Annotated in this window: 9 protein-coding genes; 6 read left to right on the forward strand and 3 right to left on the reverse strand. The window is 67.4% G+C overall.

Features of this window, described 5'->3' with window-relative positions; all coding sequences use genetic code 11:
- Positions 1 to 19: 19 nt before the first annotated feature.
- Entirely contained in the window at positions 20 to 2152 is a 2133-nt protein-coding gene (locus ACIRB4_RS11485) for a family 43 glycosylhydrolase (protein ID WP_403290011.1), read from the reverse strand.
- A 116-nt stretch (positions 2153 to 2268) separates the two neighbouring features.
- Entirely contained in the window at positions 2269 to 3561 is a 1293-nt protein-coding gene (locus tag ACIRB4_RS11490; RefSeq protein ID WP_403290012.1) for a right-handed parallel beta-helix repeat-containing protein, read from the reverse strand.
- A 577-nt stretch (positions 3562 to 4138) separates the two neighbouring features.
- On the opposite strand from ACIRB4_RS11490, the gene ACIRB4_RS11495 reads away from it, so the two are divergent.
- The 3 genes from ACIRB4_RS11495 to ACIRB4_RS11505 are packed head-to-tail and all read left to right on the forward strand — an operon-like array spanning position 4139 to position 7265.
- Entirely contained in the window at positions 4139 to 5422 is a 1284-nt protein-coding gene (locus ACIRB4_RS11495) for an ABC transporter substrate-binding protein (protein ID WP_403290013.1), read from the forward strand.
- The gene (locus ACIRB4_RS11500; protein ID WP_403290014.1) at positions 5423 to 6439 is read left to right on the forward strand and encodes a carbohydrate ABC transporter permease; all 1017 of its coding nucleotides are present in this window, start codon (positions 5423 to 5425) and stop codon (positions 6437 to 6439) included. It begins immediately after the preceding gene.
- Positions 6429 to 7265 (forward strand): carbohydrate ABC transporter permease, encoded by an 837-nt coding sequence (locus tag ACIRB4_RS11505; RefSeq protein ID WP_403290015.1) that lies wholly within the window; start codon positions 6429 to 6431, stop codon positions 7263 to 7265. Before ACIRB4_RS11500 ends, ACIRB4_RS11505 begins: the two co-directional genes overlap by 11 nt.
- A 39-nt stretch (positions 7266 to 7304) precedes the next feature.
- On the opposite strand, the gene ACIRB4_RS11510 is transcribed toward ACIRB4_RS11505, so the two are convergent.
- Positions 7305 to 8387 carry a LacI family DNA-binding transcriptional regulator gene (locus ACIRB4_RS11510; RefSeq protein WP_403290016.1) on the reverse strand — a complete coding sequence of 361 codons (1083 nt, stop codon included), beginning with the start codon at positions 8385 to 8387 and terminating at the stop codon, positions 7305 to 7307.
- Positions 8388 to 8853: 466 nt separating this feature from the next.
- Between ACIRB4_RS11510 and ACIRB4_RS11515 the strand changes: the two genes are divergently transcribed.
- The 3 genes from ACIRB4_RS11515 to ACIRB4_RS11525 all read left to right on the forward strand — a co-directional run bounded on the left by ACIRB4_RS11515 (position 8854) and on the right by ACIRB4_RS11525 (position 14759).
- Positions 8854 to 10329: a glycoside hydrolase gene (locus ACIRB4_RS11515; RefSeq protein ID WP_403290017.1), complete on the forward strand. Its 1476-nt coding sequence runs from the start codon at positions 8854 to 8856 to the stop codon at positions 10327 to 10329.
- A 17-nt stretch (positions 10330 to 10346) separates the two neighbouring features.
- Positions 10347 to 11717, forward strand: a complete 1371-nt coding sequence (locus ACIRB4_RS11520; RefSeq protein WP_403290439.1) for a BNR repeat-containing protein — start codon at positions 10347 to 10349, stop codon at positions 11715 to 11717.
- Positions 11718 to 11861: 144 nt separating this feature from the next.
- A complete protein-coding gene (locus ACIRB4_RS11525; RefSeq protein ID WP_403290018.1) occupies positions 11862 to 14759 on the forward strand; it encodes a GH59 galactosidase in 2898 nt (965 codons plus the stop codon).
- Positions 14760 to 14883: the final 124 nt, after the last annotated feature.

The raw sequence follows: 14883 nt of genomic DNA on the forward strand, positions 1-14883 counted from the left end.
CCGGTGAGAGAGGGGGATGTCAGCCAGTCGTGGCACCGACATCGAGGTGGTCGACGTTGGGGAGTCCGGCCGCCGTGGTCGGTTCCCACCGGACGGTGTTGCTGCCGGCGTTCAGCGGGACGGTCGCGGTCTTGGTCGACCATGTCGTCCAGGCACCGGTGGATTCGAACGAAACCGTCCCCACCGTGCTTCCGTTGACGATCAGGTTCGCCGGCCTCGCACCGTTGCCGGCGCCATTGGCGAACCGGACCGCCAGCGTCGCCGTACCAGCGGCAGCCGAGGCCACCGTGAACTGCGCGAAGGCCCCCGGAGCGTTGTCGCCGTTGCAGAACCCGCTACCGGAATAGCCGGCTTGGTTCGAGTCGATCGTGCCCTGGCACACCGCCGGCGTGGTCTCTGCCTCGTAACGCTGCCCCGACGGCGGTGGCGTGCCGGCAGAGGTCTTGACGAGTCCGAGTCCGTCGACGAAGAGGCGTCCGTTGTTGCTCGCCGCTCGGATCGTGACGGTCGCGGTACCGGCGGCCAGCGGGATCTGGGCGAGCTCCCGGCGAGTCCAGCCGCTCGACGCCGGGACGTTGAGTGTGCGCGAGCTACCGCCGGCGTCGGTGACCGTCACCTGCGCGGCGCTGAGCGAACCAGTTGTTCTGGCGGAGAGGGACAGCTTGTAGGTGCCGGCCGGCACGGTGATCCTCTGCCGAACGCCACCGGCGTAGGACTGTCCGGCACCGATCTGCAAGCCGAAACGAGACCCGTTCGCCCCGCCGTTGACGTTGGTGACGATCGAACTCGGTCCGGAATCGCGGAAGTTGGTCCATCCCTGCACCTGCGGGACGGTGATCCGGTCGGCTTGGAAGTCGGGGTTGAGCACGTAGTTGTTCGCCGACCCGACACGCCACTCTCCGGTCGTGGCGTTGAACTGCCACTGACTCACCGAGTGGAATTGGGGCCGCGCGCCGGTTTTGGTCACCGGCATCCACTGGTTGTACCCGATGCCGTTCCAGGCGAAGTCGGCCCAGCGGTCGCCTGCGAAGATCACCGTGCTCTGCTTGGTTCCCTTGACCGTCACGAAGAACCCGGTCTGGGTCACGTGGCTGTAGTCCATCTCGGTGCCGGGAAGCGTGTACTCGCCGGTGTAGGCACCCTGGATGTTGCTGGTGGTCGACTCCAGGACGTGCGTGACCGAGGTGTTCCAGCCGTGCAGGTCCGACGCCGCGTGGTAGTACTTGCCGTCGAGCTTGAACATGGCGTTGCCCTCGCGGCCGGAGGAGTTCCTGCCGATCTCCACCCCGGGCTCCGCCCGCAGCGAGTCGGACTCCCTGAGCTTGCTGACGAAGGCGCGGGAGCGTCCTTCGCGGTTGGAGAAGATCAGGTAGTCCTTGCCGTTGTCGTCGGTGAAGACGGTCTGGTCCCCGGTGCCGGTCGTGGGCGAGTTGGTGATCTGGGTCTGGAAGTAGCCGTAGTCGAAGGTGTCGGTAGGTGAGTCGCCCTGCAGGAACAGGACCCCGTGCCCGCCTCCGACATAGGCCTGGGTTGCGAGCACGTACTTGCCGGTGTTCTCGTTGTACGAGACCCCGAGCCGCCCGACCCACCCTGCCTGGCCGAGGGTGGCGCCGTTGTTGATCCTGGTCGAGCGTGTCGCGACGCGGTTCTCGAACTTCCAGTTCACCAGGTCCTTGGACGAGTACACCGGGATCGAGACGAAGCTGACGTCGCCGTCGTACTTCCGCGTCGGAGTGGACCGGTAGAGCTCGGCGCCGGTGTAGTGCACGCCGTACCAGTAGTAGGTGTCGCCGAACTTGAAGACCCCGCCGCCCTGTGAATAGATGGGGTTGCCGCTGGTGTCGTTCCAGAAAGTGTCGTTCGTGATGGTCTGGAACGTGCCTTCGTCAGCAGCCTTCAGATCGGCAGCGGCGGTCATCAGTGCCGTCTTCGCGGCGGCGATGTCCGACGTGGTGGCCGACGGTGTGGCCGCGACATCGGCCGCGGTGGTCAGCGCCTTGGCGAAGGGTTTCCAAGAGCCGGCCGTGTACTTCGCCGGAGCGCGTGTCTGGTAGTCGGACACCAGGTACGCGAGGCCCCGGTCCACCGCCGGTCCAGCAGCGTCACCGTGGTCGTGGAGTTCCGTTGCCGGTGTCTTCGTTGTCGGCGTCATCGTCGATGGGGCCTCCGCCGCAGCGGTGCTCGCCGAGAGCGGCGCCGCCAACGCCAAGGACAACAGAGCGGCGGCGGCCATCTTCCCGTACTTCGAGACGACAAGCGATGTTTGCCTCAAGGTGTCACCTTCCATCGTTCTCGAAGGCGCCGAGATCCGGCGCACTTCCGTTGAAGGGCAGTCCCACGTCGGTGCCCCGGTCGATCAGGGCACTGTTCGTCGCCGGACGGAGGTGGGGCAGCACGGGCAGGCTCCCGTCGGTCTGGCGGGGCGCGTCCCAGCCGGATGTGGACACACCCTGGAACTGGGAGTTCGACAGGGGGATGCCGAGGTTCCAGGAGTTGTACGCGGCGTTCGTGCCGGCCATGTTCGCCGTCGGCGTTCCGGTGTGGGCGATGTTGTTGCGCAGGTTGCCCCCGGCCGACGGCGGCGCCGCGTGAGTCGATTCCCAGCATGTTGAAGTTGGGGTGGTTCCCGTAGCCGGTGTTGTTGAAGAAGTCGTTCGCCACCGGGTGGTGGTTGGCGTAGAAGCCGGCCGCCTTGTTGAGGAATGCCACCGAGGAGCGGACGGTGTGCTTCACCGCGCTGGCGTCGTAGTCGCCCCCGTAGCCGCCCGCCTTGAAGCCGGCTCCGTTGCCGGAGGGCGTCGTCGTCCCCGGCACGTACCCGTTGCGCCAGGCCCACGAGTTCTCGATGACCACGGGCGAGTAGGTGGAGATGAGGTCGAACCCGTCATCGGCGTTCCACCACGCGCGGCAACCCCGGAACACGTTCGCGGCGCGGCCGGCCGGCGTGTAATGCGAACCGAACCCGTCGGCGTTCTCACCGGGCCCGTCACTGCTGCGCGGGTCGTAGTTGTCATGCGCGTCCGAGTCGAGGACGAGGTTGCCGCCCCCGCCGCTGATGAACAGCCCGGTTCCCATGTGGTGGTGGGTGTCGATCTGCTCGAAGACGTTGTTGCTGCCGGAGACCCAGATTCCCCAGGACTCGGCGTTCCGGTTGTTGTTCTGGGGAACGCCGGTGACTTCCAGTCCTTTGAGGTGGATCCAGCTGCCGGTGACGTTGAAGCCCTTGATGCGGCAGTTGTCTGTCATACGTGAGAAATCGAAGACCGGTTTCTCGCCCGGATGAGCCCAGTACCGGATCGGGTTGCCCGAGCTGCCGCTCTTGTTCAGGGTGATCGCGTCGACTCTGGCGGTCTGGCTCGAGCATGCGCTGTTCGCGCGGGTGTAGGCATAGGTGCCGCCTCTGAGGTAGACCGTGTCACCCGCCTTGGTGACGGCCTGCGCACGGGCGATCGATGCCCACGGGGCGGCCTGCGTACCTGCCGCGCCGTCATTCCCGTTCGGGGCGACGTAGTAGATGTTTCCTGCCGCCGCATCGCTCGCGGGCGTGGAGCCGGGGGCCATCGCGATGGAGCTCGCCGTGGCTATCGAGAGCAGGAGGGCACGGGTGGCGGACCTCGCGGTTCTCACAGCGTCATCTCCCGGGGTAGGTGACGTTCGGTCCGGGGCGCAGGGTCATGCCGGCACCGAGGAAGTAGGGGACGTGGCGGAACTGCTCGTCGGGTGTTCGGAGGTGAAGATGATCAGATCTCAGCCACGATCGCGCCGGCACGGCACGGCCCCTCGGGGTGTGGTGAGGGAGGGTTCTCCACCGCGGGACGCGGCACCGAACGGGAGAGTGTGACGGGAAGCTCGGACATCGGTGTCCTCCACCCAAGGTGTGGTTAAAACGTTTACTATCGGCGATGTCATGATCGTGTCAAGGTAGAAGTCGTCTTCCGTGCCAGGCGCTGGTATTGATCGTGTCGCGACTGGACCTTCAGCTCCAGCCGTCCGGTGCAAACGGTTAAACTGATGCTCGCCCGGCAAGCGGATCGCTGCCTTCCCGTACGGGATCGTGGCCGTGACGCGATGTCTGTTCGGTCACCCCGGGAGCGATCAAGGGGTGGGCCGCGCACTCGGAAAGATGGTGCACGCGCCCATGGCAGTGTCACGAAGACGGCTTCTGGCGCTGGGCGCCGGGGCTGCCGCCGGATGGTTCGGGCCGGCTGGCTGCGGGTCGCAGCGCTCGCTCGGCGACTCGGACGAGATCACGCTGTGGACCTGGGACCGGTCGGTGAGCGACGAGCTGGTCGCCCGGGCCGAGACGAGGGGCATTCCCGGGGCCGAGGGCTTCAGAGTCAGCCGCACGAACATCGGCGGCCACTTCAACACCAAGGTGCGTACCGCCCTCGCCGGCAAGTCCCTGGTGCCGGACATCATCGGCATCAACTCCGACGTGGCCACCTACTTCCCCAACCAGGACGTGCTCGTCGACCTGAACGACTTCGGCGCGGCCGAGCTGAAGAGCCGGTACCTGGACTGGAAGTGGAACGAGTGCATCACGCCCGAGGGCCGGATGATCGCGTTCCCCATGGACACCGGCCCCACCGGTCTGTTCTACCGTGCCGACCTGCTTCAGGACGCCGGGATCACGACCGACCCCAAGGAGCTGGCCGCCCGGGCCCCGGACTGGGACGGCTTCATCGCCCTGGGCAAGGAGCTGCAGAAGTCCAGGGAGCGCGCGGTGATCTGCCCCAACATCCACCACGTCTGGCACATCCGGCTGGGCCAGCTGGCCGGCAAGTTCATGACCGAGGACGGCCGGTACATCGGCGACCGGGACGAGCTGCGCGAGGCATTCGAACTGGCCTACCGGATCGGCAGGGAGGGCCTGTCGGCCGGCGCCCCGGAGGGCTCCACCGACCTGTACGGCGTGGTCACGAGCGGCCGCCAGCCGGTCGGCATCGGCGCGGTGTGGTGGGGTTTCGCCTTCCCGGAGTCGGCCGCGCCGAAGACCGAGGGCGAGTGGCGGGTGGCCGACCCGCCCGGCGGCGCCGGCAACGTCGGCGGCTCCTTCCTGGCGATCACCAAGTACTCCAAGAACCCCGAGGCGGCCTACAAGTTCATCACCTGGCTGCTGTCTCCGGAGAACCAGGTCAAGGCGTTCACGGAGATGTCGCTGTTCCCGTCCTCCCCGCACTCCTTCACAAGGCCGCAGATGCGTGAGCCTCGGCCCTTCTACGGCGGGCAGCGCACCATCGAGGTGTTCGGTCCGTCGGCGCGGCAGGTCAAGACCGTCTACAAGAGCCCGTACGACCGGGTGATCAGCCCCGTCTTCGCCGCCGAGCTGGCCAAGGTGGAGTCCGGCAAGGACGTCGACACGGCATGGAGGGACGCCCAGGACACCGTCGAGCGCGAACTGACCCGCGAGGGGGCGATCTGAATGGGCCTTCCCGATACCCTGCGCGGACAGGTCGTCGGGCAGCGCGGGAGTGCCGCCAAGGCGCCGCCGGACGGCTCCAGGCCGCTACCCGGCTGGCGCCGCTCCTGGCCGATGTACGCGGCGGTCTCCCCGTTCTTCATCCTCTTCGCCGTCTTCGGCCTCTTCCCGGTCGGCTTCTCCGTCCATCTGTCGTTCATGTCGTGGGACGGCATCGGAGAGATGAAGTCGATCGGCTGGGAGAACTACGCGTACCTGGTGACCGACTCCGACTTCTGGCAGTCGATCGGCAACACCCTGATCATCTGGATCCTGTCCACCGTCCCGATGATCTTTCTGGCGCTCGTCATCGCCTACGCGCTGCACACCGCCGTGCGGTTCAAGGCGTTCTACCGGGTGGCCTACTTCGTCCCGAACATCACCTCGATCGTGGCGATGACCCTGGTGCTCGGCTCGGTCTTCAGTGACAGCTCCGGGCTGCTCAACAGCGCTCTGCGGGCGATCAACGCCGGCGAGGTCGGCTGGCTGTCCGACCCGTGGGCGATGAAGGTCTCCGTGGCGGCGATCACTACCTGGCGGTGGGTCGGCTACAACGCCATCATCTGCCTGGCGGGTCTGCAGGCCATCTCCAGCGACGTGCTGGAGGCGGCCAAGGTCGACGGCGCCAACAGCCGCCAGACCTTCTTCCGGATCACCATCCCGATGCTCCGCCCGGTGATCCTCTTCGTCGCCATCACCTCCACCATCGGCGGGCTGCAGCTGTTCACCGAGCCGCAGGTCCTGTTCCCGGTGGACGACAACGGGAACGTGGGCGGGCCGGGCGGCGAGGCCACCACCATCGTGCTCTACCTGTACCAGCAGGCGCTCATCTTCAACCGGTTCGGCTACGGAGCGGCCGTCGGCTGGGCGCTGTTCCTCCTGATCGCGGTGTTCTCCGTCATCAACTGGCGGCTGATCGGCGGCCGCGACGAGGACGCGATCGGCACCGGCAAGCGGAAGGAGAAGCCCCGTGCGCGCTGAGACGGCTGCCAGGTCGCGGACGGTCCTGGGCCACGCCGTGCTCCTGCTGGGCGTGCTGATCACGATCTTCCCGTTCTACTGGATGTTCGTGATGGCCTCGAACACCACCGGGGACATCTTCGCCTACCCGCCCAAGCTGATCCCCGGTTCCCACCTGTGGGAGAACATGGACAAGGTGTTCCACGGGATCGACTTCTGGGGGGCGATGGGCATCACCGTCGTGGCCGCCACAGCCGTGACGTTCCTGGTGTTGCTCTTCGACTCGCTGGCCGCCTTCGCCTTCGCCAAGTACGACTTCCCCGGGCGGAGGGTGCTGTTCTGGATCGTGCTGGCCACCTTCATGATCCCGATGCAGTTGACGCTGGTACCGCAGTTCGTCACCCTGGCCTGGCTCGGCTGGGTCGGCTCGCTCAAAGCGCTGATCATTCCCGGCGCGGCCAACGCGTTCGGGATCTTCTGGATGCGGCAGTACGCCCAGGGGGCGATCGCCGACGAGCTGATCCAGGCGTCGAGGGTGGACGGGGCCGGGTTCTTCCGCCAGTGGTGGACGGTAGGCCTGCCGGTGCTTCGCCCGGGGCTGGCGTTCCTGGGAATCTTCACCTTCTTCCACATCTGGAACGACTATCTGTGGCCGCTGATCGTGATGACCGACCCGGCCAGGGTGACGCTGCAGGTGGCCTTGCAGCAGCTGAACGGCGTCTACACCACCGACCAGTCGAGGGTCATCGCCGGAGCACTCATGTCCGTTGTCCCGCTGATCGGGGTTTTCGTGATCGGCTCGCGCCATTTCATCGCCAATCTGGCCGCCGGCGCCATGAAGTTCTGAAGGAGCACGCCACGCCCGGCCTGATCCGAAGGAAAGACCTCAGGCCGGAGCTGAAGCTTCGCCCACGCGTGGGCGGACCGAGCCGCGGACGACGATGTGCGTGCCCAGCAGGACGTGCTCGGCGGCCCCGGGCGTCTCGCTCTTCAGCGCAAGCCGTACGGCGGTGCGCCCCAGCTCCTCGTGCGGAATGTGGACGGTGGTGAGGTCGATGTCGGCGGAAGGGGGAAGATCGTCGAATCCGACCATCGACACGTCCTCGGGGATTCGCAGCCCGCGTTCACGCAACGCCTCGCGCGCGCCCGCGGCGATCTGGTCGTTGCTGGCGAAGACGGCGGTGAAGTCCCCTGGCCCCCTGTCGAGTCGCTCGCGCATCATGCGGTAGCCCTCACGCCGCTCCATCGTGCCGTCGACCTCCAGCCGGGGATCATGAGGCACGCCGTGCGCGGCCAAGGCGGCACGGTAACCGGCGACCCGGCTGTCCGGCGTGGTGTACCCGGCCTGCCGGCCGAGGAACAGGATGTGCTTGTGGCCCGCCGAGAGCAGGTGGCTCGTAGCGGCGAACGCACCGCCGGTGTTGTCGTATTCGACCACGATGGCCGGTACGTCACGGCCCAGCGGTGGGCGGCCGCACAGCACCAGCTGCGAGCCGGCCAGGGCCAGCGCGCGGGCGTAGCCGGCCATGCGCTCGCGGTAGGCGGCGTCGGGTTTGATGTTCCCCACCAGGATGACCGCTTCGGCGTGCTCTTCGCGCATCAACTGGATCACGGCCAGCTCCCGCTCGGGATCTCCGCCGGTGGTGGCGACGATGCAGAGCCGGCCCGCACGCGCGGCCTCCTCGTGCACGCCCTGCGCCACGTGTGCGTAGTGCGGAGAGATGACGGAATTGACCACGATGGCCACGCTCTTGGGCCGCACACCCGCGAGCCCTCGGGCATGGGCGTTGGCCACGTAGTCGAGTTCGCGCACGGCTCGCATGACCTTGCTGCGCGTGGCAGGAGCTTTGGGGTACGTGCCGGAGAGGATGCGTGAGACGGTGGCGACCGAGACGCCGGCATGCCTGGCCACGTCCCGAATCGTCGCGGGGCGGGGCGTTCCGTCGCCGGACGCGTCCCGACGAGGCATCCGACCTCCCTGCGTCCCACTTCGTCGCCGCGGTATGATAAGCGTTTCAAGTTGATGATGAGTGGATCGGTGTGGCACGTCAAGCACGGGGTCGGAGCGTCCCGAGCCGGAAGGTGTCGCGCTGTCGTACGCCGTGACCAGGCGAACCGGCGATCGGTGGGAGCGACCCCCGTATTCACGCGCACGCCATTCCTGACGTGACCCCACCACCGTTCGCGTCCCCCATGCCGCAAACGGTTCAACACGCCACTCCGCCGCCCACTTCGGCCCCGCCGCGTCGTGGTGGCTTGGGAGCGGTGACCTCGTGCGGCCGGTCGGTTCCGTTCGACTTTGAACGTTCCTGTTCGTCCCGTTGACCGGGGCCACCCCATGCACTGAAGTGTCGTCATCCCTCCACCAGGGCGGCGATAGGGCTGCGTCACGACGCACGGTGCTGCCCGTGTCACCTTTCAACGAGGAGAGCGCCATGGACATACCGGCAAGGATCAACCGCCGGACCCTGCTCGCCGTGGCCGGCGGCACGGTCGCGGCCGGAGCCCTCGGCACCGGCGTGGCGCGAGCCGACGCGACGGTGGGTGTCGACCCCGCCGCAGATCAGGGCGCCTGGGAAGGCTGGGGCACCTCCCTCGCGTGGTGGGCCAACGTGTTCGGCAACCGGGACGATTTCGCCGACCTGTTCTTCACCACCAAGACGGTGAGCTACAACGGCGCCTCGCTGCCCGGGCTCGGCATGAACATCGCCCGCTACAACCTCGGCGCGTGCAGCTGGAACGACGTCGCCGGCGCGCGCATGGCCGTTTCGCCCAACATCCCGCGGTTCAAGCAGATCGAGGGCTTCTGGCAGGACTGGCGCAACGAGGACCCGGCGTCCTCGGCGTGGAACTGGAACGCCGACGCCAAGCAGCGCGCGATGCTGGTCAAGGCGACCCAGCGCGGCGCGATGAGCGAGCTGTTCGCCAACTCGCCGATGTGGTGGATGTGCTCGAACCACAACCCGTCCGGGGCGGCAGGCGGTGGCAACAACCTCCAGTCGTGGAACCACCGCCAGCACGCGCTGCACCTGGCCGCCACCGCCCGCCGCGCCCGTGACCAGTGGGGCGTGGACTTCCGGACGGTGGACCCGTTCAACGAGCCGTCGTCGAACTGGTGGAAGGCCGACGGCAAGCAGGAGGGCTGCCACATCGACGCGACGACTCAGCGCAGTGTCATCGCCCACCTGCGCACCGAGCTGGACCGGCTGGGCTTGAGTGGCGTGGCGATCTCGGCATCCGACGAGACGAGCTACGACCTCGCCCGCGCCACCTGGAACGGCTTCGACCCGGCCACCAAGGGCCGCGTGCGCCAGGTCAACGTGCACGGGTACCAGGGCCTCAGCGGTCGTCGTGATCTGCTGGGCAACGACGTGCGCGCGGCGGGCAAGGTCCTGTGGAACTCCGAGCACGGTGACTCGCAGGGCAGCGGCATGATGACGGCCCGCTGCCTGCTGTCCGACTTCCGTTGGCTCAAGCCGACGGCCTGGTGCTACTGGCAGGTGATGGACCCCACGGCCGGCTGGGGTGCGATCCGCTACGACGGCGACTCAGGGCAGGCCGGAGCGGTGGAGACGAAGTTGTACGTGCTGGCGCAGTTCACCCGGCATATCCGGCCCGGTATGCGGATCATCAACGCCGGCGTGGATTACGCGGTGGCGGCGCACGACCCGGCCGCGCGCCGCCTGGTGATCGTTGCCGCGAACAACGGTGCCGCGCAGAACCTGTCGTTCGACCTCTCGCCGTTCGGTACGGTGCCGAACGGCACGGCCACCCGCTGGTCGACGCTGACGTCGGGACCCGGCGACCGGTACACGCGACGCCAAGACCTCACGGTGAGCGGCAAGCTCGTCCGCGTGCCGTTCGCGGCGGGCGCCGTACAGACGATCCAAGTGGACGGGGTGGTCCGGTGAGGAGCGTGGTGACGGCGATGGTGCTCGCCGCCTCCGTAGTCCAGCCCACGGCCGCGCCCGCGGCGCCAGGTGTGACCCTGCTGGCGGACACCGTGCTGGACCAGTCCGCGCTGTACTTCGTGTCGTACGACGGACTGGTCAACAACAACGCGTTCCAGGACGCGCTGATCACCTACAACGGGTACCAGTACGCGGCGTGGTACACGTCCAGCCGCAACGCCGTGGTCGCGCGGCGTGCGTTGAGCGGTGGCGGATGGGAGAAGGCCGTGCTGCCGCACCAGCTGAGCGTCAACGATTCGCACAACGTGATCTCGATCGGGATCTCGCCGCAGGACGGCGCCCTGCACGTCGCGATGGACACCCACAACACGCGTCTGTACTACTCGAAGTCGGTGGCGGGGCTCGCCACGCAGCCCGGCTCCCACCGGTGGTCGGCGTCGGTCTTCGGTGCGGTGCGACGGACCCTGGGGGGCGCCGACCTGGGGAACATGACGTACCCGCAGTTCATCGTGGCGCCCGGGGGCGCGTTGCAGTTCAGCTACCGGACCGGTGGGTCGGGCAACGGCGTGAACGAGTTGGCCGAGTACACGGGCGGCACGTGGCGGAAGCTGGGCGGGTGGTCGTCCGCGACCGGCAACTACACCGGGCCGAACGGTGTCGTGTCCACGACGCGGAACATGTACCTGCACGGGCTCACCTACGATCGGCGTGGGCGGCTGCACGCGGCGTTCACCTGGCGCGAGGGCAATTCCAGAGTGCTGTGCGACTCCGGCGGCCTGACCAACCACGACACCGGTTACGTCTACAGCGACGATCGGGGCCGGACCTGGCGCAACGGCGCGGGCACGGTCGTCGGGACCACCGGCGGCACGCGGGTCTCGGTTAACTCGCCGGGCCTGATCGCGGACCCCTTGGACCCGAACCACGGCCTGATGAACCAGGAAGGCCAAGGCGCGGACTCCATCGGCACACCCCACGTCGTGATCAGCTACGTTCCGGGCCGGTTCACGCAGTGCGTCTCGAACTACGCGCGGCAACGGACCGAGAACGGCCGCACCTTCCACGTCGTGCGCAACTCCAGCGGCACATGGACCAAACGCGAGGTCCCGGTCGCGCCGGGGAGCACGCAACGCACGAAACTGGTCTTCGACCGCAACGACAACGCCTACCTGGTGATGCCGCGTGGCCGGATCGTCTCGGCGAGCAAGGCGGCCGGCTGGACCGACTGGACCCTCGTCTTCGACCGGCCGTCGATGAACGCGTTCGGCGAGGTCAACATCGACACCTCCAGAGTGGCGGTGGACGGCGTCCTGTCGTTCCAGTACCAGCAACGCTCCACCGGCACCACACCGTCGGCGATCCGGGTCGTCGACGTCCGCCTCGGGTGACCGTCCTCAGGACCGCACCGCCGTCGGATGCCGAGCTCATGACCTCGGGCCGCCACGCGCAGGCCACGACGAAGGCTGAGGAGTCGAAGCCGGATGAGTACGCACAAGAGACTGAGATGGTCATCACTGGCTGCGGCAGCCGCCGTGACACTGGGGTCAGCGCTGATCGCCGCGCCTCCCACCCGGGCCGCGGCCGAATCGGTGGACGTCGTGATCGACGGGGACGACGTGCGCGGCGACAACCGCAACGGCCTGCCGTACAAGGGCCTGGGCGTGCTCAGCTGCAACAGCACCAGCAACCTGTTGATGGATTACAAGGCGCAGCACCCGGGTCGGTACTGGCAGCTCGTCAGGGTGCTGTTCGGCGGCAAGAGGCCTCTGATCAACCATGTCAAGGTCGAGATGGGGTCGGACACGAACACCTCGACCGGCGCCGATCCGGCGACCATGCGTACTCCGGACGAGTTCGCCGACGCATCGCGTTCTCCCGGATTCCAGCTGGCCGCAGACGCCAAGACCGTCAACCCGGAGCTGAAGGTCTCGATTCTCCGCTGGGAAATGCCCGCGTGGGTCCAGAAGGAATGGGACAACGGCTCGGGCGACGACGAGATGTACAAGTGGTACAAGGAGACGATCCTCGACGCGTACGAGAAGTACGGGTACATGTTCGACTACGTCGATCCGGACAAGAACGAGACGCGGAATCCCGACGAGGCCTTCATCAAGCGGTACAAGAACGCGATGGTGACCGACAAGGACTTCGCGAACCCGAGGTACGGCATCCCGGCGGGCCAGCGGGAGAAGGCCGGGAAGGCCTACCGCGACATCAGGATCATCGCCTCTGACGAGAACGACACGCATCACATCGGGCCCTCCGTGCTCAGCGACAGGGAACTCTTCGGCATCGTCGACGCGGTGGGATATCACTACAACACCGAGGACCGGCGCGAAGGGAATGTCGACAGCGACACGTATCTGCCGTACACCAAGCTGGCCACCGGCGAGAACAAGCACCGTGCGGACAAGGAGGTCTGGTACAGCGAAGGGGTCGCCTCGTTCGGCTACACCGACTACCGCGTCAACAACACCGAGGGCCCGAACGGATCGAGCACCGGCATCGGCGGCGTCCAGAGCGCCCTCGACCTCGCGAACCGCTCCGTGAAGTCGTACGCGAACTCGAAGCGGACGCACTACGTCTTCCAGCCGGCGATCGGTTCCTTCTACGAAGGTGCGCAGTACAGCCACAAGGAACTCGTCAGCGCCCGCGACCCCTGGTCGGGCCACCTCCACTACGACGCGTCCCTCTACGTGATGCAGCACCTCACCCAGTTCGCGAAGACCGGCTGGGAGAACGACTCGAACACGGCGGGTATCTGGCGCACCGTGCCGGAGGCCAGTTACAGCGGCGTGAGCGGCACCGTCGACCTCGACGGCTCGAACGGGGCCCCGAGTTACATGACGCTGGCCGATCCCCGTAAGAAAGACTTCTCGACGGTCGTCGTCAACGACAGTGACCAGCCCAGGACGTACCGGCTCAGAGCAGAGAACATGCGGCTCGGTGACACGGCCATGGAGATCTGGGAAACACGGGCAGCGGACAAGGGCCAGGCCTACGACGCGAACTTCAAGCGCCTCGTCGACGAGATCCGCCCCGGCGGTGACGGCCACTACGTGTACACGGTCAAGCCGCGTTCGATCGCGACCCTGACGACGCTCGACCGGAGCGACGACCCGGAGACGAGGCAGCGGCTGCCCCGGTCCGGGGAGCGCACTGTGCTAGACACCGATGCGAGCGGCAAGCAGCACAACACCCGTGACCGACTGCTCTACGCCGACGACTTCGGCTACGAGGAGGAGGGAAAGGTCCGGGTGGGGACGGCCAACGGAACGCGCCAGGTGTCCCAGGACTACCTGAAGGCGCGCGGCAACCAGCCTCGCTACATGGTCGACCAGACGGGCGCCTGGGAGGTCGGCAAGGACGCGCGCGGGAACAACGTGCTGTACCAGCACATGGACCAGTCCATGAAGGACACCCATGCCTGGAACAAGAACGCACCCAACACGACGGTCGGCGACTTCCGGTGGGAGAACTACAGGGCCACGGCCGACGTCTCCTTCCCGGACCGGGAGGGCGGGCTCGCCGCCCTGGGCGTCCGGCACCAGAAGGGCATGGCGATCAGTGACGCCGCCTACAACGTGCGCATCGGTGCGGACGGCGCATGGACGTTCTACGAGTACGGCAAGGCGATCGAGACGGGAACGGTCGCAGCGTCGGACGGCTATCGCCTCGCCATCGAGGCGAGGGGCGCGGCGATCACGGCCTTCGTCGACGGGAAGCCCGTCCACACGTACGAGGACCCGACTCCGCAGACCGCAGGCCGCGTCAAGTTCGGCAGTGGCTTCCACAAGACGGCGTTCGACAACCTGAAGGTCGAGAAGATCGACGGGTACACGCCGTACACGGACGTCCAGCTGGACAACATGGACCACGCGGTGACGTACGAGGGCGGATGGAGCCGGAAGGCCTCCTTCGGCGACGCGATGGACTGGTACCGGTCGACGTCGACGAGCACGGCGCCCGGCGCGTCCATCACCGTCCCGTTCAAGGGCACGGGTATCGACGTCATCGGCGGCAACGACGGCAGCGCCGTCCTCGATGTCCACATCGACGGCGTGCTGGTCGCGAAGGACGTGAAGACCGCCACCACCGACAAGCGCCTGGCGACGTACGCGCTGCGCGGCCTGCCGGACGGCAAGCACGAGGCGAGGTTGGTGCTGAAGTCCGGAAAGCTCGTCGTCGACGCCCTCCACGCCGTCTCCGGCGACGTGGACGGAACTGTCGATACGGGACCCATCCGTCGTGCCCTGGCGGAGGTCGGCACGCCGCAGCAGGACGACCACACGGCCGGCTCCTGGCGGGTGTTCGCGCAGGCCTCCGCCGCGGCGAAGACCGCCCTGTCCGGGCAGAAGGGCCTCGATGTGCTCGGCGCCGAGCACATCGCGAGCAGGCTCGAGGCAGCGTACGTCCAGTTGGCGCGCTAGGAGGCCACCGTGCGGTGAGCGGCTCCCGGTGCGCCCGCCCGATCAGATCAGCACCCGGCCGCGCACACGACCAGGGCAGCCCCGACGGCCTCGCCGTCGGGGCTGCCGGCGATGTCGGCCGGCC

It is taken from the genome of Streptomyces sp. NPDC093600 (genome assembly GCF_044764755.1).
GTDB lineage: Bacteria > Actinomycetota > Actinomycetes > Streptomycetales > Streptomycetaceae > Streptomyces.

Excerpts from the sequence above, each read along its gene's own strand:
- ACIRB4_RS11485 (WP_403290011.1), bottom strand. The coding sequence starts at position 2,152 with ATGACGCCGACAACGAAGACACCGGCAACGGAACTCCACGACCACGGT.
- ACIRB4_RS11490 (WP_403290012.1), bottom strand. The coding sequence starts at position 3,561 with ATGGCCCCCGGCTCCACGCCCGCGAGCGATGCGGCGGCAGGAAACATC.
- ACIRB4_RS11495 (WP_403290013.1), top strand. The coding sequence starts at position 4,139 with ATGGCAGTGTCACGAAGACGGCTTCTGGCGCTGGGCGCCGGGGCTGCC.
- ACIRB4_RS11500 (WP_403290014.1), top strand. The coding sequence starts at position 5,423 with ATGGGCCTTCCCGATACCCTGCGCGGACAGGTCGTCGGGCAGCGCGGG.
- ACIRB4_RS11510 (WP_403290016.1), bottom strand. The coding sequence starts at position 8,387 with ATGCCTCGTCGGGACGCGTCCGGCGACGGAACGCCCCGCCCCGCGACG.
- ACIRB4_RS11515 (WP_403290017.1), top strand. The coding sequence starts at position 8,854 with ATGGACATACCGGCAAGGATCAACCGCCGGACCCTGCTCGCCGTGGCC.
- ACIRB4_RS11520 (WP_403290439.1), top strand. The coding sequence starts at position 10,347 with ATGGTGCTCGCCGCCTCCGTAGTCCAGCCCACGGCCGCGCCCGCGGCG.